The sequence below is a fragment of the Streptomyces sp. NPDC016677 genome, assembly GCF_055562815.1.
Genome location: NZ_JBVHEO010000019.1, coordinates 89,815 through 107,522, shown reverse-complemented (window position 1 = coordinate 107,522; position 17,708 = coordinate 89,815). Strand labels below are relative to the sequence as shown.

General features: G+C 73.2%; 13 protein-coding genes. 7 read left to right on the top strand and 6 right to left on the bottom strand.

Annotation, left to right across the window (positions count from 1 at the left end):
- Positions 1–275: 275 nt before the first annotated feature.
- A complete protein-coding gene (locus ACZ3IG_RS32670; RefSeq protein WP_467436625.1) occupies positions 276–1,400 on the bottom strand; it encodes a low temperature requirement protein A in 1,125 nt (374 codons plus the stop codon).
- Between the two features lie 369 nt (positions 1,401–1,769).
- Between ACZ3IG_RS32670 and ACZ3IG_RS32665 the strand changes: the two genes are divergently transcribed.
- Positions 1,770–2,348 carry a Dps family protein gene (locus ACZ3IG_RS32665; RefSeq protein WP_467436624.1) on the top strand — a complete coding sequence of 193 codons (579 nt, stop codon included), beginning with the start codon at positions 1,770–1,772 and terminating at the stop codon, positions 2,346–2,348.
- 1,103 nt (positions 2,349–3,451) lie between these two features.
- On the opposite strand, the gene ACZ3IG_RS32660 is transcribed toward ACZ3IG_RS32665, so the two are convergent.
- The 4 genes from ACZ3IG_RS32660 to ACZ3IG_RS32645 all read right to left on the bottom strand — a co-directional run bounded on the left by ACZ3IG_RS32660 (position 3,452) and on the right by ACZ3IG_RS32645 (position 7,393).
- A complete protein-coding gene (locus tag ACZ3IG_RS32660) occupies positions 3,452–4,189 on the bottom strand; it encodes a YoaK family protein (protein ID WP_467436622.1) in 738 nt (245 codons plus the stop codon).
- Positions 4,170–4,706 carry a DoxX family protein gene (locus ACZ3IG_RS32655; protein WP_467436677.1) on the bottom strand — a complete coding sequence of 179 codons (537 nt, stop codon included), beginning with the start codon at positions 4,704–4,706 and terminating at the stop codon, positions 4,170–4,172. Before ACZ3IG_RS32655 ends, ACZ3IG_RS32660 begins: the two co-directional genes overlap by 20 nt.
- A gap of 49 nt (positions 4,707–4,755) precedes the next feature.
- Positions 4,756–5,418, bottom strand: a complete 663-nt coding sequence (locus tag ACZ3IG_RS32650) for a hydrolase (protein ID WP_467436621.1) — start codon at positions 5,416–5,418, stop codon at positions 4,756–4,758.
- 94 nt (positions 5,419–5,512) lie between these two features.
- Positions 5,513–7,393, bottom strand: a complete 1,881-nt coding sequence (locus tag ACZ3IG_RS32645) for an amidohydrolase (RefSeq protein ID WP_467436620.1) — start codon at positions 7,391–7,393, stop codon at positions 5,513–5,515.
- Positions 7,394–7,881: 488 nt separating this feature from the next.
- On the opposite strand from ACZ3IG_RS32645, the gene ACZ3IG_RS32640 reads away from it, so the two are divergent.
- The 5 genes from ACZ3IG_RS32640 to ACZ3IG_RS32620 all read left to right on the top strand — a co-directional run bounded on the left by ACZ3IG_RS32640 (position 7,882) and on the right by ACZ3IG_RS32620 (position 14,003).
- A complete protein-coding gene (locus ACZ3IG_RS32640; RefSeq protein WP_467436619.1) occupies positions 7,882–8,211 on the top strand; it encodes a hypothetical protein in 330 nt (109 codons plus the stop codon).
- Positions 8,212–8,323: 112 nt separating this feature from the next.
- Positions 8,324–10,714, top strand: a complete 2,391-nt coding sequence (locus tag ACZ3IG_RS32635) for a histidine kinase (protein WP_467436618.1) — start codon at positions 8,324–8,326, stop codon at positions 10,712–10,714.
- On the top strand, positions 10,714–11,385 hold the full coding sequence (locus tag ACZ3IG_RS32630) for a response regulator (protein ID WP_467436676.1): 672 nt from the start codon (positions 10,714–10,716) through the stop codon (positions 11,383–11,385). Before ACZ3IG_RS32635 ends, ACZ3IG_RS32630 begins: the two co-directional genes overlap by 1 nt.
- Before the next feature lie 170 nt (positions 11,386–11,555).
- Positions 11,556–12,674, top strand: coding sequence for a lysostaphin resistance A-like protein (locus ACZ3IG_RS32625; protein WP_467436616.1), 1,119 nt, complete (start codon positions 11,556–11,558; stop codon positions 12,672–12,674).
- A gap of 135 nt (positions 12,675–12,809) precedes the next feature.
- Positions 12,810–14,003: a cytochrome P450 gene (locus tag ACZ3IG_RS32620; protein WP_467436615.1), complete on the top strand. Its 1,194-nt coding sequence runs from the start codon at positions 12,810–12,812 to the stop codon at positions 14,001–14,003.
- A gap of 104 nt (positions 14,004–14,107) precedes the next feature.
- Here ACZ3IG_RS32620 and ACZ3IG_RS32615 read toward each other — a convergent pair whose 3' ends face one another.
- Entirely contained in the window at positions 14,108–15,253 is a 1,146-nt protein-coding gene (locus ACZ3IG_RS32615; RefSeq protein ID WP_467436613.1) for a wax ester/triacylglycerol synthase domain-containing protein, read from the bottom strand.
- 401 nt (positions 15,254–15,654) lie between these two features.
- Between ACZ3IG_RS32615 and shc the strand changes: the two genes are divergently transcribed.
- On the top strand, positions 15,655–17,697 hold the full coding sequence (gene shc, locus ACZ3IG_RS32610) for a squalene--hopene cyclase (RefSeq protein ID WP_467436612.1): 2,043 nt from the start codon (positions 15,655–15,657) through the stop codon (positions 17,695–17,697).
- Positions 17,698–17,708 lie beyond the last annotated feature (11 nt).

Below are 17,708 nucleotides of genomic sequence, written 5' to 3'. Positions count from 1 at the left end.
AAGCGCAATGGCGCACGGCACGACGGACAAGTGCCTTGAACACGGTGACCCCTCCCCCCTGTGGGCGTGCCCACTCGTCAGGTGATTCCCACTGCGGCGACGGGTAACCACCCGCAAAATAATTATGAAAATCAAATGATCCGGGAATCTCGTGGCGGATTCCCGGAGTGCGGAAGGAAACGAGGCGGGCGGTCGGTGTCCGTGCCGGCCGCTGCCGCGGAAGGCCGGGACCGAGGAGCGGCGTCCCGATCGCGGCCCTCACGCGCGGTCCGGTCTCACGACCGCCTGACGACCACCGTGACCAGGCCGCCCATGAGCACGCCCGCCAGCAGCGCGGGTGCCGGGGACCAGGAGGTCAGCAAGACGCCACTCGCAGCGGTGGCGAACATGATCGAGTCGGTGGCCCGTTGCCGGTGCGGTCGCAGATGTACCGCCCACACCGCCATCACGAAGACGGCGGCCGGGACGGTGACCATGAGCGCGGCCGCGGCCACCGGAGCGCCGTGCCGGTGGGTGAGGTGATCGGCGTAGGCGGCCAGCCCGGCTCCCTCCGCTGTGGCAGAGGCGAAGATCAGGTAGTGGCCGTAGGCCCAGGTGAAGCGTCTGCGGTTCACCTGGTGCGTGGTGGCCAGCAGTTGGTGCGCGGGCTTGGTGAAGTACAGCCACCACATGGCGAAGGCCATCAGCAGGCCACCCGCGGCCAAGGCGCACAGCGCACCGGTGGCGTAGTGCCGGTCGAAGCTCTCCCTGATGGCCACGGTGGCGGCCGCGACGGACTCGCCGAGCACGATCAGGGTGAACAGTTCGTAGCGCTCGGCGATGTGGTGTGGATGCCACGGAGTCATGCCCGCGGACTGCGCCCACACCGGCACCAGGACCTCCGCCAGGATCATCACGGCGATTCCGGGCAGCCGGGCCTGCGCCGGAAGGAACAGCAGGGTGCCCCAACCGACCTGGCACACCGTCACTCCGGCGGCGAATCGGAAGGCTGTCCTCCGACGGTCGGGGGCGGCCAGTCCGGCACGGAGCCACAGAGCGGCCAGTGCGGTGCGCAGCACCACGTATCCGAGCGTGATGACCAGCAGGTCGCCTTGGTCGAAGGCGCGGCTGACACCGGAGGCGAGGATGAGGGAACCCGTGATCTGTACCAGCACCGTCAGCCGGTAGGGGGCGTCGTCGGGGTCGTAGGCGGAGGCGAACCAGGTGAAGTTCATCCAAGCCCACCAAATGGTGAAGAAGACCAGGGCGAAACGCAGGGTTCCGGAGACGTACTCCCCGTGAGCCAGCGCCCCGTGCAGGCTGTGCGACGCCTGCGCCACGGCGACGACGAAGCACAGGTCGAAGAAGAGTTCGAGCGGGGTGGCGGTCCGATGCGGCTGCGCCGGGTCCCGGCCGGTCATGGCAGGCCGACGCCGGCCGGCCGAAGTCCTCCAGGGGGCGATGACGGAGCGGCTCACCCGAGCGCTCCCAGTGCCGCGCCTACTGTCGGCGCCAGGACCGGCCACCACCACATCCGCCTGCTCGTTCATCCTCATCGCCGTTTCTCGTACGGCCTGTCTCCCAGGCGCTGCCGACCGACGCTAGATCCGCCGAAGCGTGCGGACAGGTCCCTCAGCGCACGGGTACTTGTACGAGAGTGCCGGCATGGCGATGGACGGCTGACATGCGCTGTCGGGCAGCAGGGCGTGCGCTGCGGAGCAAATGAGGCGCCGACGGTCCGCCTAGCGTCGAGCAGGTACTCGAATGCACCGCATCACAGGAGGCGGATCATGACCACCAGCTCCCATCACGCGAGCGGCAGCCAGCCCTGGCTGCACCAGAAGGGAGAGGTCATCCAGGACTTCGGAACCGTCAAGCAGTTCCCCCTCGGCCTGTCCTACGAGGCCCGGATGTACTCCTGCCAGCGCCTGAACAAGGTCCTGGCGGACACGCAGATCCTCTACGGCCTCTACAAGAAGCACCACTGGCTGATGCGTGGCGCCACCTTCTACCAATTGCACCTCGTGCTGGACAAGCACGCGGGCGAGCAACTGGAGATCGTGGACACCATCGCCGAGCGTGTGCAGTCCCTCGGAGGTGTCGCGGTGGGCGATCCCCGACACGTCGCGGAGATCACGTCGATCCCCCGTCCCCCGGACGGCGTGGAGGAGGTGCCGGCGATGCTGTCCCGGCTGCTCGAAGCCCACGAGACCATCCTCATCGAGGCCCACGACGCCGCCGCACGCACCGCCGAACTGGGCGACGACGGCACCAACGACCTGCTCGTCTCCCAGGTCATCAGGACCGGCGAGTTGCAGTCCTGGTTCCTGGCAGAGCACCTGGTCGACACGCCCCTCGTCCGGGCCTGACCCTTGCGCCTGGACGACGCCGGACAGCGAGGTCGACTTCGCCGGCGTCGTCCAGTGCGTGGCCGAGACGCCTTCCGAGGAACGGGTGCGCCTGCCCGGGATCGCGGCCGGCCAGTGCGAAGCCCGCCGGCAGGACCTGTGGTCCGGTGACCGCGTCCGGAGCGACGCACGCCAGCTTGCCCGCGTCGCAGAAGGCCATCACCCCGTCGGCGAAGTCCTGGTGACCAAGTGCCCGTCGAAGTGCCCGGTCACCTTGCGTGCCTCAGTAAGAACGGGTCACGGGTTCTGTCCTGGTCCTCGTGGTACCTCGGGGCCAGGATCGGCGGCGGACCCACTGGCGTGAAGCGCTGTTCCCGGCATTCGGGGCGGTGGACATCTCCGTCATCTCCGTTGCCGCGGACGAGTGCTCCGGGAGCATCCGTACCGCTCCGCTGGTTCGCTGAAGGCCGTGACCGTGGAAGGCGGCGGTCCGGCCATCCGGCGCACCCGTCCACTCCCCGGCGAGGGCGGTGAGGAGTGCGTCGTACTGGAACTCCCGTACGCGGGGCCGCCCGAGTGCCGGGCGACCTGCTCGTCCACGACACGGCGCGACCCGTGGACTCGATCTGCCTCAGGCCTTCCGCCTGAAGTCCGCGGCGGATTCCCAGGGATACGCTCGCTCCCCATGCTGTTCGAGGCCGAGCGCGTCTCTGTCAGCCGGCGCGTTCCGCGGCGTCGTCTTGACGCGTGCCGAGGCGATCTGGCCCGCCGTCGCACGGAGGGATCATGATCGCCGCGGAGGCGCCTCGGTGAGGTTTCGCCAGTGTCGCCCACTTCAGCCGGTCGTCCCGGCTGCCTACGGCAGGTCTCCGGGCAATCGACGCGACGCCCGGCGTTCAACGCCCTGCGTTCGACACCCAGCAGGTCCTCTCCGGCTGGTGCCGGGGTGAACAGCGCCCTGTGGAAGCGGGTGCGGAACGGGACGCCGCGCGGGTCCGCCGTCGTCTTCGGGCCGTCGGGGTGTCCCGACGACGCACCTCGGCCGTGAAGTGCGCGTGCCAGGAGGGACTCGGTACCACGGTCGGTACCACTGACGGACGCCGCGCCCGAGTCGTCGGTGAGCGTCATGCGGCGGGCCTGGTCCAGGCGGGGGCGGAGGCCGACAGGCGGTGGGCGGCCACCGAGGTGGCGGTGAGCAGGACCAGGACGAGGACCAGGATGTGGAGGAGTTCGGCGTGTTCCAGGAGCAGGGCCCCCACCAGGGCGCCGAGGAACATGGCGAGGACGGAGAGAACGCGTCGGCCGGGCCGCGGCGTCGGGCCGCCGGCCGGGGAGGAGTCCGCGGCCAGTCCCGTCAGGGTGAGGGTCAGGACGGTGGTCGTCAGGTCCGGGACCCCGAGGCGCCGCGCGACCGCGTTCTGCATGCCCATGGCGATGCCGAGCAGCACGATCAGGGTGTAGCGCGCCGGGCCGGTCACCTCGCCGTGGGAGAGGACCAGCGCGCCCACCGAACCGGCGACCAGTACGGCCTGGAGGGCGGTCGTCGTGGTCAGCAGCCGGCCTCGGTGTGCGGCGAACCGGGTTCCGAACCGTCCTCCCGCCAGCGCTCCGACGAGGAACGACGCCATCGAGACGAGGGACGCGGACACGGACAGGCCGGGCGCCCCCGCCAGGGCGAAGCCCAGGAAGACCACGTTGCCGGTCATGTTGGCGACGAAGACCCGCCCGAGCGCCAGATAGCTCACGGCGTCGATGAGGCCGGTCACCACCGTCAGCACCAGCAGCAAGGGCGGCAGGGGACCGTGCCGGTCACCCTTCGGCGGGACGAATGTGTGGGCGGCGTCAGTCAACAGCCTTCGCATGCCCGGTCCTTTCCTCGGTCGTCCCGGCGCTCAGGGCGGGATCGTTCAGCAACACGCGGGTGAGCAGTCCGCTGACCGGGCCGATGACGATCGCCGCGACGCCGACCCACAGCGGCCAGGGGGCCGCCCCGAGGAGACGGTCGAGAGACCAGTGGCCGGGGCCGGTGAGAGCCAGGGCCGCGGAGGCGGCCACGAGGACCAGCGGGTACTCGTAGCCGTCGTTCTGCACCCACAACCCCTTGCGCCACTTGACGGTGCCGGCCACCGTCATCACTCCCATGGCGGCCATCGCCGCCAGCGGGGTGAGGAGTCCGGCCGCCAGGAACAGGCCGGCACCGATCTGGCTGCCGCCCGCGGCGAGGGCGGTGAGCCGCCCGCCGCGGAAGCCGTCCCGGCGGAACTCCTCGGTTCCGCCGGCCAGGCCGTCGCCTCCGAGCCGGTGGCTGACCTTCTGCACCCCGTGTCCGGCGATGAGGAGTCCCACCACCAGCCGGAGCACCAACAGTCCGCTGTCCATCACGTTCACTGCCTGTTCCTGACGTCCGTCGTCAACCGTGGAGAGCGCGTCAGCCGGCGGCGTGCTCGCCGATGACCGCCTGCGCGTACACGACGCCGAGGCCGTAGGTGCCGCCGTGCTCCTTCACGACCTCCATGACCTGCGGGTACGTCTCCGTGCGCGCCCAGTCACGCTGGAGTTCGAGCAGCACCTGCACCCAGGTCACCGGCACCACGCCGGCCTGGACCATCCGCTGGACGGCGTGCTCGTGGGCCTGCGGGCTGACGCCGCCGGAGGCGTCCGTGACGACGTAGACCTCGTAGCCCTGGGCGAGCGCCGACAGGGCGGGCAGGACGACGCAGACCTCGGTCCACAGACCGGCGATGACCAGCTTCTTGCGGCCGGTCACCTTGACGGCCTCGACGAAGGCGGCGTCCTCCCAGGCGTTCATCGTCGTACGGTCGACGATCTCCTGGCCGGGGAAGACGTCCGCGAGCTGCGGCATGAGCGGGCCGGAGAAGGACTCGGCGGCCACGGTGCTCAGGACCGTGGGAACGCCGAAGACCTTGGCCGACTTCGCCAGACCCACCGTCGCGTTGATGATCGCGGTGCGGTCGCCGCTGCCGGTGCCGAAGAACATCTGCGGCTGGTGGTCCACGAACAGCACCGCGCAGTTGTCGGGCGTCAGCAGGTCAGGGCTGGGAGCAGCGGTGACCTCGGTGATGTTGACCATGAGAATGCCTTTCCATCAAGGGTTGCCGGTCGCGGACGGTCGTCCGCGACCGGGGAGAGAAGGTCTTGGGACCAGGTGGTGGCGTATGCCTGGCTCAGAGGGAGAAACACGGGTCGAACGGCGGGACGTCGGTCTCGGGGACGAGGCCGCGGCGGGCGCGCCACTGGCGGTGCTGTTCCGATTCGGCGACGGCCTCGCCGAGCAGTTCGGCCTGCCGCGCCCCTGACCGGCCCGGTGCGGGCGCCGCCTGGTAGCCGCCGAAGTGGGCCACCGGGCTCCATTCGGGGGTCACCGAGGGCAGGGGCTCGTCGATGCCCTCGTACTCGCCGGCGGCATAGACGACGCGTCCGCCGACGACGGTGAGCAGGGCTTCGATGTGCGGCAGGGCGGCGTCGGGGACCGTGAAGTAGTCCTCGGTCAGCACCGTGAGGTCACCGAGGCAGCCGGGGCGCAGGACGCCCTTGCGGTCCTGTTCGCCGGTGAGCGCGGCACCGGCCGTGGTGAACATCTCCAGCGCCGTCTCCCGGTCGACCCGGTTGTGCGGCGGGTGGAGCGTCAGGTCGCCGACGGTACGGCCGGTGACCAGCCAGTGCAGGGCGATCCACGGGTTGTACGAGGAGACGCGGGTGGCGTCGGTGCCGGCCGCCACGGTCAGGCCCCGGCCCAGCATGGCCCGGATCGGCGGTGCGTCCGCGGCGGCCCCGATGCCGTACCGGCGGACGAACGCCTCGCCCTGGAACGACAGCCGGTTCTGCACCGACATGGCGCCGCCGAGGGCGACGACGCGGTCGAGGCTGTCGGCCGAGACGGTCTCGGCGTGGTCGAACAGCCACCGGTTCCCGCCCGGGAAGAGCCCCTCGGCGGCGAGTTTCTCGAACACGGCCAGGTCGCGCCGGATGGTCTCGTCGTAGGTGGCGTGGAGGCGGAAGCCCCAGCCGTTCTCCATGAGCAGGCGTACCGCCTTCTCGAACTCCACCTCGTAGTCCGGGGCGTGTTCGGGGCGCGGCTGGGCGAAGTTCTCGAAGTCGGCCGCCGCCCAGGTGAGGTTCTCGCCGGCGCCGTTGAGGCGGAGCCATTCGTCTCCGTCCTCGGGCCGGACCATGCCGATCCAGCGGGTGAGGTCGTCGATCTCCTGGCCGGCGGTCTGCGGGAACAGGTGGTAGGCGATCCGCAGGGACAGCTCGCCCTCCCTCGCCAGTTCCGTGACGGTCGCGTAGTTGTCGGGGAAGTTCTGGAACCCGCCCGCCGCGTCGATCGCCGAGGTGAGGCCGAACCGGTTCAGCTCCCGCAGGAAGTGACGGGTGGATGTCTTGCGGTGCTCCTCGTCCAGCACCGGCGCCTTGGCCAGGGTCGAGTAGAGGATCAGGGCGCTCGGGGCGGCCAGGAGCATGCCCGTGGGTTCGCCGCCCCGTCCCCGCATGATCTGGCCGCCGCGGGGGTCGTGGGTGTTCCGGTCGTAGCCCACGGCCCGCAGGGCCGCCCGGTTGAGGATCGCGGACTGGTACAGGTGCAGCACGAAGACCGGGGTGTCCGGTGCGGCGGCGTTCAGTTCGGCGACAGTGGGCAGCCGGCGTTCGGCGAACTGCTCGGCCGACCAGCCGCCGACCACCCGCACCCACTGCCCCTTGGGTGTGCGGGCAGCCTGCTCGCGCAGCATGGCCAGGCCCTGCTTGAGGGTGCGCACGCCGTCCCAGCGCAGTTCGAGTACGTAGTTGAGGCCGCCGCGGATGACGTGCAGGTGGGCGTCGTTGAGGCCGGGGATCATCCGGCGGCCGAGCGCGTCGACCACTCGGGTGGCGGGGCCGATCCGGCCGGCCACGTCCTTGTCACCGCCGACGACGGTGATGACGCCGTCGCGTATGGCGATCGCCTCGGCCTGCGGGAGGCGGGGATCACCGGTGTGGATCTTGGCGTTACGGACGACGAGGTCCGCCGCATCGTCGGTGGCGCGGGGAATCAGCCCGCCTACCGGCATCGTGGACACCTTTCGACAACCTCCTGCGTGGCGTGCAGAGTGGGATCTGCGTCGGGGCCGCGCGCTCTCGCCGGACGGAACGCCGGATGAGGTGCACGAACGTCCGTGCTGCGGCTGCTTCGTCCGTCACGCTATGCCGGTCGGTCCTGGCCCGGTTTCTGGTGAGTGCACCGCGATGTGACTGACAGCGCACTGGCCACCACCGAGTGACCGCCCTGACGGCACCGGCGTCCGGCCCGGACGTGGGTGCCCTTCTCCACCCCGGGACAGATACCGGCTTCCTCCCGCAGGCCGACGAACGGGCCGTCGTCGGGCGGAATGCTGAGGTCATGTCCGCAATGGGGGCACGGGCCGGCTCCGCTCTCCCGTGACCTGCCGGTCCGCGCTGGACGAGGCTGCCCTGGCTGCCCACGGTCCCGGCCCGCGCTCGCCCCGGTCCCTCCGCGTCCCGTTCCCCGAACAGCCCGACAGGGCAGGAAGTGGTCCCGATGTCTGCCCACCTCACCGTCGTGATGGCCGTGGTCGTCGTGCTCGCCCTCGGCGCCGCCGCGTTCGCCCGGGGCCGCTGGTCCGGACCCTGGTGGCTGCTGCTGGTCGGCGCCGCGGTGGTCCACCCCCTCCGCATCCCGTCGGACCGCGCGGAGGGCGTCCCTGACGGCTGGCTCCGCTGGGCCTTCCAGACGGGGTGCGGCCTGCTCGTGGCCATCGTGCCGGCCCCGGTCCACCACCGGCTGCGCACGCCGGGCGCCGGGGGCGGACAGGGGAGCGGCGACCGGGCCGGCACCCGTCCGGCCGACGCGCCGAACTCCCCGACCTGACCGGCCCGGAGTGGCGAACAGCAGGGAGAACCGACACCGTCCGTACGCCACGCACCGGGAACAGCCGCCGGTGCCGGACCCGCCGGGCACGTCCCTCACGCTCGCACCCGACATGGAACCCCCGCGCACCTGGCTCCTCCCTGCCGTCCTCTCGCTTCCCAACGCGGCGATCCTGGCCATGCTGTTGCTGCCGGGCGGCGCGCCGCCCGGCGTACCGCTCCCCGTAGGCATGGCGGTCGCCCTCGTACCGCAACTCGTCGCCCTGGGACGGCGCCGCCGCGCCCCGCTGCAGGCGCTGGCCGGGGCGCTGGCCGGCATGGTGCTCGGCGCGACGGCCGCCCCCGAACACTTCGGCGACCTCTGCGCGTTCGCCGCGCTGTACTCCGTGGCGGTGCGCCGCGGCGGCCGGGTCACCGCGCTCGCCACCGTCGCCGCCGTCGTGTGCGGGTGGCTGCCGGGCACCCTGCGCGGCGGTTCCGTGCCGGCGTTGCTGACCGATCTGGCGGTCACCGCCTCCCTGTTCGTGGCGTGCGCCGGTCTGGGCGAGGCGCGGCGGCAGTGGCTGGGCGGCCGGTGGGCGGCGGCCGGGCGGCTGGCCCGGGCCGAGGAGGAACGGCGGCAGGCCGCCGACACCGAACGCCACCGGCTCGCCAGGGAACTGCACGACGTCAGCGCCCACCACCTCACCTCGGTGGTGGTCACGGCCGACGCGGCCCGCCGGCTCGGCGCCGAGCGGCCCGGACTCGTCGCCGAGGCGCTGGCGTTCGCCGCGCGCACCGGCCGGGAGACGCTCACCGCCCTGCACCGCCTGGCCACCGTCATGCGCGACACCCAGCCGCCCGGCCCACGGCCGGTGAGCGGACGGCTGAGGGAACTGGTCGCCGCGTTCGGCCGTCTCGGCCGGCCCGTCGACGCCGACCTGCCCGACGACCTCGCCGGCCCGGCGGCCGAAGCCGCCCTCGCCATCGTCCGCGAAGCCCTCACCAACGCGCTGCGGCACGCCCCCGGCGCACCCGTGCGGGTCCGGCTCCGGCGTACCGGCGACACCCTCGCCCTGACGGTGGACAACGGCCCGCCGCGCGCCGCGCGGGACCGCCTGCGGGCCACCACCGGGCTCGGCTCGGGCAACGGCGTCACCGGCATGCGGGAGCGGGCGGCGGCCGTCGGCGGCGACCTCACGGCGGCGCCGGTGGCGGACGGCGGCTGGCGGGTGACCGCCATCCTGCCGGACGGCACCGGACCGGTGCGGCCCGACCGGTCCGACCGGTCCGACCGGTCCGACCGGTCCGACCGGTCCGGCCGGTGGCGCGCGCTGCGGCGCGAACAACGCCTGACGGACGCCTGCCTGATGTTCACCGCCGTGGTGGTCCCGCTGTTCGTGCTGCTCTCCGCCATCGCGGACGGGGCGCCGCCCGGCGACCCGGCCGGCCTGCTCGTGCTGGCCGCGGTGCTGGTGGTGCACGCGCTGCCCCTGCTGTGGCGGCGCCACGCGCCCTGGTCCGCGCTGTGCGGGGTGGCCGCGACCGTCTGGCTGGTGCCCGCCGCCCGCGCCGCCGGCCTGGTCCCGGCGGGCTGGGCGGGTCTGCTGCCGGGCGCCGTGGTGGCCGAGGGGGTGGCGGTGTACACGGTCGCCGCCCACGGCCGCCGGGCCGTGCGCGCCCTCGGCGCGGTCCTGGCCGCCACCGCGAACCTGGCGGCCGCGATGACGGTGACGGCCGCGTCCGACGGGGCGCTGATGCGGTCGCGTGCGGAGCCGGAGGCGATCGGCTGGACGGCGTCCCTGCTGCTGTGCGCCGCGGGCCCCCTGCTGCTCGCCCTGTGGGGGACCGGGCTGGGCGTGCGCGGGCGCCGGCTGCGGATGGTGACGCGCGAGAGCGGCGCGCTCGCCGACGCTGTCCGGCAGGCCGCCCTCGAAGCCGTCGCCGAACGCCGCGGGATCGCCGCCGAGTTGCACGCGACCGTACTGGAGCACACCACGCGGATGGTGGCGCGGGCGGACGAAGGAGAGCTCGACGAGGTCGCCACCGAGACCAGGGCGGCGCTCGCCGCGATGCGGGAACTGCTGCGCGGCCTGCGCGGCGGCACCGAGGGGGAGGCGCGGCACGCCCCGCAGCCGGTCGCCGCCGACCTCGTGGACCTGTGCCGCACGTGGCGCACCGCCGGGCGGAAGGTGACGCAGCACGGACTGCCCCGGGCCGCCGAGGGCCTGCCGGTGCCGGTGTCCCTGACGGTGTACCGGGTGGTGGAGGCGGCGCTCGGCGCGGGCGACCGGGGTCCGGCACGGGTGACACCGCGCCGGCGCCGGGGGCAGGCGCACGTCACGGTCACCGGGGTGCCGCTGGCCGCCGCGGGACCGGTGGCCGAGCGGCTGCGCGTCCAGGTGGCGGCGGGGGAGGGGAGGATGACCGTCGACCGGGCGGGTACGCCGCGCGTGTCCCTGCCCGCCGGAGACGTACCGGACCGGGCCGTCGCCCAGGAGGTTGCGTCATCGCCGTACGCGTGATGGTCGTCGACGACCAGGCAGTGGTGCGCGCCGGGTTCGCCGCCGTCGTCGACGCCGAACCCGACCTGACCGTGGTCGGCGAGGCCGGTGACGGAGCGGCGGCGGTGTCACTCGCCCGACGGACCGCCCCCGACGTGGTCCTGATGGACATCCGGATGCCCGGCAGGGACGGCCTCACCGCGACCCGCCTGATCACCGCGCTGGAGACCCGCCCGAAGGTCCTCGTCCTCACCACCTTCGACCTCGACGTGTACGTCTACGAAGCACTGCGCGCCGGTTCGTCGGGGTTCATGCCGAAGGACGCCCTGCCCGAGGACGTTCTCGCCGCGATCCGGGTGGTCGCCGCCGGCGAGGGCATCCTCGCCCCGGCCGTCACCCGCCGTCTCATCGGGCAGTTCGCGCGCGGGGCGCCCGTGCCGCCCGAGATCTCGGGGCGGCTGGCCGGCCTGACGCCCCGGGAGCGCGAGGTGCTGCCGCTGATCGCCTCCGGACTGACCGACGCGGAGATCGGCGACCGGCTCGGTGTGACCACCGGAACGGTCAAGTCCCACGTCAACGCCCTGCTCACCGAACTCCGGTTGCGCGACCGGGTGCAGGCGACGATCCTCGCCTACGAAACGGGCCTGATCCGTCCGCGCGGTACGACCGACGCCCCGGCCACCGTGGCGTGACGGCCGTCGGGCGGCCGGACGCGCCCGGCGACCAGTGGCACCCGTGACCGCGGACACCTCGGCCCGGACCGGAGGCCGCCCCGGCCCGGGACGGCTCCAACCAGAGATGGAGACGTCTTTCCTGCCAGTGGCGGACGTGCCCTGCGGACGGTGACGGCAAGCTGCTGTACATGACAGAACCCGCTTCCCCGCCCTCCCTTCCGTACCACCGGCTGGCCCGCCTCACCGGACGTCACCGATGGTGGCGACCGCTGCTGGGACTGCTGCTGATGGCCGGCGGCTGGCTGCTGCTGATCGTTGCCGTCGACACCGTGGCCTACGGCGTCGGCGAGACGTCCGGCCGGCCCGAACGGCCGGACGGCTCGATGGACTTCGGCCCGCTGCCCAACACCGCGCTGGACCTCTCGTTCATCGCCCTCATGCTGCCCCTGGCCCTGCTGGCCGCGCGCTGGACGGACCGCAGACCGGCCGGCAGCCTCTCGTCGGTGGCCGGACGGCTGCGCTGGGGCTGGCTGGCGCGCTGCCTGGCGCTCGCGCTCCCCGCCACCACGGTGCTGCTCGCGGCCTCGTTCCTCCTCCCCGCCGGTGAAGAGGAGTCCTCCGCGGCGAACGAGTGGGTGGGGCTGCCGACGTTCCTGGTTTCGCTGGCGGTGCTGGCGGTGTTCGTGCCGTTGCAGGCGGCGGCCGAGGAGTACGTGTTCCGGGGCTGGCTGATGCAGGCGGTCGGCGGCTTCCTGCGCTCGCCGTGGTGCGCGGTGCTGCCGCAGGCGGCGCTGTTCGCCGCCGCACACGGCTGGGGCACCCCGTGGGGCTTCGCCGACCTGCTGGTGTTCGGCCTGGTCGCGGGCTGGCTGACCGTGCGCACCGGGGGCCTGGAGGCCGCTGTCGCCCTGCACGTCCTCAACAACCTGATGGGCTTCGGCCTCGCCGCCGCCGTCGTCGACGGCCTGACCTCCGAAGAGACCGCCGCCGACCTGCCCTGGCAGATGGCCGCCGTCGACACCGCGACGATCCTGCTGTACGCCGCCGCGGTGGTGTGGCTCGCACGCCGCAACCCGCCGCAGCGCCTCGCGACCCCCCTGCCCGTGGCCCCCGCGCACCCGGTGCCGGCCTACGGCGTGCCGCAGTACCCGGCGCCCGTCGGGTATGGCGCCGGGTCGTACCCGGCGCCGACGGCCGGAGCACCGTACGGCGGTGCCGCGCACCTCCCGCCACCGCCCTACGGGCCCGACGCACCGGCCGCGCACCCGCCCGCCCACCGTTCCGCCGACGGGCGTCCACCACAGTGACCGCTCGTCAGGACTGTCGTTGACGTGGCATGAGCGCGGGCCGCGCTGACGCCGGTTCGCGGGTGAGAGCGCCGAACGCTGTGCATGAGCGACAAGGCGACCCGTCTGCGCCGCGAGGCTTGTCCTGGAGGATGCGTGTCCGAGGCGAGTGAGAACCTACCGCTGTTCCTGGAGCGATCGGAGTTCGGCCCCGGACCCGGCCTGCTGAGGGCGAGGGACGAGGAAGGGGTCCGCACGGTCGCGATGCCGATGGGGTTCGAGGCATGGCTGGTGACGCGGCTGCGCGACGTGCGACAGGTGCTCGACGACCCGGCGCGGTTCAGCAACGCCCACGACGGCCTGCTGCGCCCGGCCGGGGCATCGCCCCGGAACGAGGAGGCGGCCGCGGCGCGCGCGGGCAACCTGCTGGCCTGCGACCCTCCTGAACACACGCGCTTGCGGCGGATGCTCGCCCCGGCCTTCTCGGCGGGCCGGATGCGGGCGATGCTGCCGGCCGTCCGGCAGATCGTGGGGGAGCGGCTGGACGCGCTGGAGCGGTCGGGGCCGCCCGCCGACCTGATGGCGGAGCTGGCCCTGCCGCTGCCGTCGCTGGTGCTCCACGAGCTGCTGGGCGTGCCCCACGCGGACCGCGAGGAGCTGGCACAGCGCGCCGACCTGATGCTGGGGGAGCCGGCCGCCGGCGACCAGTGGGTCCAGACGCAGGCACGGTGGCGGCAGTACCTGGCGGCTCTGGTGGCCCGGACGCGGACCGACCCGGGGACGGGCCTGCTGAGCACGCTGGTACGGCAGCACGGTCAGGAGGCGACCACCGAGGAACTGGTGGGCATGATCGACCTGGTGGTCCTGGCCGGCCACGAAACCACCGCCCACATGCTGGGGATGGCCGCCTGCGCCCTGCTGCACCACCCCGACCAGCTGGAGCTGCTGCGCGCGCGGCCCCACCTGATCGACACCGCCGTCGAGGAGCTGCTCCGCTGGCTGAGCATCGTGAACTCCGGCAGTGCCAAGGTCACCACGGCGGAGGTGGAGATCGGCGGCCGTCGCATCGGCCCGGGCCGGCTGGTGATCTGCTCGCTGCCCGCCGCCAACCGGGATCCGCAGCTGGTGGCGGACCCGGACCGGCTCGACATCACCCGCGGCGCCCCCGGCCACCTGGCCTTCGGGCACGGCGTCCACTACTGCCTGGGCGCCCCGCTGGCCAGGATGGAGCTGCGCGTGGTGATCCCCGCTCTGCTGGAGCGCTTCCCCCGCTTGCGCGCCACAGCGAAGCCGGACTTCGGCACTCGGCACGCCGTGTACGGCTTGCGCTCCCTGCCGGTGACGTGGTGATCCGTCACCGCCCGGCGCTCGGCTGTCGGGGCGGATCTCACCAGCCGCGGACGCGTCCCCGCACCGGTCCCTGACACCGCGCCCCAGCGGTGCGGCGTCGCCTCTCACCCGCAGGCCAGACTCCGCAGGGAGGCGCGCCAACGAAGGTGGAGCCGATCGAGCCCGGGTACCGCCGCGTCCGTCACGAAGCACGCCCCCGCGGAGTCACGGCAGACCATCAGGGCGACGGACAGCGGGGTGCCGTCCAGCGCGCACGCCACCGGCAGGACCCGGGTGACGGGCGCGCCGTGGAAGGCCAGACCGCCACGCAGGGCCACGTGGCTGGCGCTCACGCCGGACCGGGTCGGGTCCTGGGCGACCCGGTGCAGCGCCGTGACCAGCCAGGCGGGCAGCATCGCGTCGTTGCGGCGCAGTGCCTCGCGAAGAACCGGTGACTTCAGCGGCGCGGTGACCCGGGCGGTGTGCCGCAGGCACTGGACGGGGCTCAGGCCGGCGGTGGCGATCCTGAGGGGCAGGACCGTGGTGCGGTTGCCGGGCATGCCCACTTCGCCGGGACGCCGGATGCTGACGGGGACGTCCATGCGGATGCCGGAGGCCGTCTCGGTGCCCTGATCGGCGGCCCACCGCGCCACGGCGTGGGCCAGGGCGGCCAGATAGACGTCGTTGCGTGTGACGCCGTTCGATCGGGCCGTCTCCGTCAGCCAGGCGGACGGCACCTCGGCCCAGCGGAAGACCCGCTCGCCCGAGAAACGGTCCTGGTCACGGCCCCAGAACCGCTCCTTGCGCATCATCGCGGCCGTAGCGACCGCCATACGACCGCGGTCGCCCAGCGTGGCGCGCACGGGTTCCTCGAAGCCCGCGAAGCAGGTGCGGGACCTGACCTCCGGGTCCTCGGCGAACAGGGTGTCCAGCGTGTGCAGCATGCCGCTCCCGTCCTGCAGAGCGTGATGCACCCGGTACAGGACGGTGTACCGCCCGGCGGCGTGACCGTGGAGCAGCCACAGTCGCCACGGCGGGGCGGACGCCGGCAGCGGGGCCCGGACCAGGCGTTGCAGGGCCCCATCCAGAGCGGCGGTTCCCGGGGGCAGCTCGATCTCGGTCAGGTGCTCCGACACGTCGACGCGGGCGGTCCTCCACACCGCGCCGCCCGGCGGCAGGTGACAGGCCAGAGCGGGCAGCAGCGGCAGCCGCGCGGTGAGGTGCGCGGCCAGGTCCCCGGCGGCGGGCGGCTCGCCTTCGAAGTGGAGCACGGTGCCGATACGGGGCCGTGTATCGGGACCGGATGACAGACGGTGGAACAGCCGATCGAGCGGTACCGCCCGCTGGCGGTGGCAGTTGCCCTGACCCATGTCTCCTCCAGTGCGCGATGGTCGTGCGGACGGCTGCTCGCCGGTGGTGGCTGGGCATCCAGGCGAGGTACGCCCCCTGAGGCCGCGGTTCCATGTCATCCGTTCGGCCACCGGTTCCGCGGGCCGTGCCTCTTCGCGGTGCGGCGGGCCCTCCCCTCACAGGTGCCCCTGCGTGGCGGGACCGTCACCATGAGCGTTCAATCACAGGTGTGTGGTCTGCCTCCGCGAAGACCCACGCCCCTGCGAGTTCTCCGCCGGCGGACGGCGCGCCGCCCGTCCATGACGAGCTTCGAGGAAGTGCCATGTCACCGCAGCATCACCAAGCTGAATCGGCTCTCTCCCCCACGGGGACGAGGCCGGCTCCGGGCGAGCCCTCGGCCGCCGGCCTCGTCGGCGCGGAGCCGGGCGAGCGGGACACCGCCCGGTCGGCGGCGCGCGCGGTGACACTCGCCGCCGACCGCCTGCTGTCCTCGCAGAGCCCCGAAGGATGGTGGAAGGGCGACTTCGAGACCAACGTCACGATGGACGCCGAGGACCTGCTGCTCCGTGAGTTCCTCGGCATCCGCACCCCGGAGCAGACCCGGGCGACCGCCGCGTGGATCCGTGCCAAGCAGCGACCGGACGGCACCTGGGCCACCCACCCCGACGGGCCTGCCGATCTGTCCACCACGATCGAGGGCTACATCGCCCTGCGGCTGGCCGGCGACGACCCGGGGGCACCGCACATGGCCGCCGCCTCCGCCTGGGTGCGCGAGCACGGAGGCGTGGCCCGCTCCCGGGTGTTCACCCGCATCTGGCTGGCACTGTTCGGATGGTGGCGCTGGGAAGACCTGCCCGACCTCCCCCCGGAAGTGATCTTCCTGCCCGCCTGGGCACCGCTGAGCCTGTACTCCTTCAGCTGCTGGGCCCGCCAGGCCATCGTCCCGCTGACGATCGTCTGCGCCCACCGGCCCACCGCCCAGGCCCCGTTCGCCATCGACGAACTGCACACCGACCCCGCGCACCCCAACCCTTCCCGCCCCCGGGCACCCCTGACCACCTGGGAAGGTGCCTTCCAGCGCCTGGACGGCGCACTGCACCGCTGGCACGCCGTGGCCCCGCCCGCACTGCGCCGCGCGGCGATCCGCGCCGCCATCACCTGGATCGTCCGGCGTCAGGAGGCCGACGGCTGCTTCAACGGCATCCAGCCGCCGCTGGTCTACTCGATCATCGCGCTGCGGCTGTGCGGCTTCAGCCTGAACCACCCCGTTCTGCGGTCGGCCCTGGAAGCGTCGGAGGCGTTCACCGTGCGCACCCCCGACGGGAAACGGTGGGTGGAGTCCTGCCAGTCGCCGGTGTGGGACACCTGCCTGGCCGTCACCGCCCTGGCCGACGCCGGCCTGGCACCCGACAACCCGGCCCTGGTCAAAGCCGCCGACTGGCTGCTGGCCAAGGAGGTCACGGCGCGGGGCGACTGGTCGGTACGCCGCCCGCGTCTGGCCCCCGGCGGATGGGCGTTCGGCTTCCACAACCGCAACTACCCCGACACCGACGACACCGCCGAAGTGGTCCTCGCCCTGCGCCGCGTCCGGCACCCCCGGCCGGACCGGGTGGCGGCGGCAGTCGGCCGGGCGGTGTCATGGAACCTCGGTATGCAGTCGAAGTGCGGCGGCTGGGGCGCCTACGACGCCGACAACACCAGCCGCTGGCCCGCACGGCTGCCGTTCTGCGACTTCGGCGAGGTCACCGACCCGCCGTCGGCGGATGTGACCGCGCACGTGGTGGAGATGCTCGCCGACGTCGGACGGGCCGGGGAGGCGGCCACCCGCCGGGGCGTCGACTGGCTGCTGCGCCACCAGGAGCGCGACGGCTCCTGGTACGGGCGCTGGGGAGTCAACCATGTGTACGGCACCGGTGCTGTCCTGCCCGCCCTCGTCGCCGCCGGTGTGCCGCCCCGTCACCCGGCGGTCCGCCGGGGTGTGCGGTGGCTCGTGGACCACCAGAACCCCGACGGCGGGTGGGGGGAGAAGTGGGAGTCCTACACCGACCCCGCCTGGCGCGGGCGCGGTCCCTCCACGGCCTCCCAGACCGCCTGGGCGCTGCTGGGCCTGCTCGCCGCCGGACAGCACGACCGCGCGGAGGTGGCCGCGGGCGTGCGCTGGCTGGCCCGCACCCAGCGCGAGGACGGCTGCTGGGACGAACCCGAGTACACGGGGACCGGCTTTCCCGGAGACCTGCCGCTCAACTACCACCTGTACCGGCTGGTGTTCCCGCTCAGCGCGCTGGGCCGCTACCTGACGGCCGTAGGACACGGAGCCGGCGCCCAGGCGCACGTGCGGACCATCACCGTGCCGACGGGTACGTGAAGCAGCACCCT

What these genes read in the sequence shown, in the direction of transcription:
- ACZ3IG_RS32670 (WP_467436625.1), bottom strand. Translation starts at nt 1,400, where the DNA reads ATGACCGGCCGGGACCCGGCGCAGCCGCATCGGACCGCCACCCCGCTC.
- ACZ3IG_RS32665 (WP_467436624.1), top strand. Translation starts at nt 1,770, where the DNA reads ATGACCACCAGCTCCCATCACGCGAGCGGCAGCCAGCCCTGGCTGCAC.
- ACZ3IG_RS32660 (WP_467436622.1), bottom strand. Translation starts at nt 4,189, where the DNA reads ATGCGAAGGCTGTTGACTGACGCCGCCCACACATTCGTCCCGCCGAAG.
- ACZ3IG_RS32655 (WP_467436677.1), bottom strand. Translation starts at nt 4,706, where the DNA reads ATGGACAGCGGACTGTTGGTGCTCCGGCTGGTGGTGGGACTCCTCATC.
- ACZ3IG_RS32650 (WP_467436621.1), bottom strand. Translation starts at nt 5,418, where the DNA reads ATGGTCAACATCACCGAGGTCACCGCTGCTCCCAGCCCTGACCTGCTG.
- ACZ3IG_RS32645 (WP_467436620.1), bottom strand. Translation starts at nt 7,393, where the DNA reads ATGCCGGTAGGCGGGCTGATTCCCCGCGCCACCGACGATGCGGCGGAC.
- ACZ3IG_RS32640 (WP_467436619.1), top strand. Translation starts at nt 7,882, where the DNA reads ATGTCTGCCCACCTCACCGTCGTGATGGCCGTGGTCGTCGTGCTCGCC.
- ACZ3IG_RS32635 (WP_467436618.1), top strand. Translation starts at nt 8,324, where the DNA reads ATGGAACCCCCGCGCACCTGGCTCCTCCCTGCCGTCCTCTCGCTTCCC.
- ACZ3IG_RS32630 (WP_467436676.1), top strand. Translation starts at nt 10,714, where the DNA reads ATGGTCGTCGACGACCAGGCAGTGGTGCGCGCCGGGTTCGCCGCCGTC.
- ACZ3IG_RS32625 (WP_467436616.1), top strand. Translation starts at nt 11,556, where the DNA reads ATGACAGAACCCGCTTCCCCGCCCTCCCTTCCGTACCACCGGCTGGCC.
- shc (WP_467436612.1), top strand. Translation starts at nt 15,655, where the DNA reads ATGTCACCGCAGCATCACCAAGCTGAATCGGCTCTCTCCCCCACGGGG.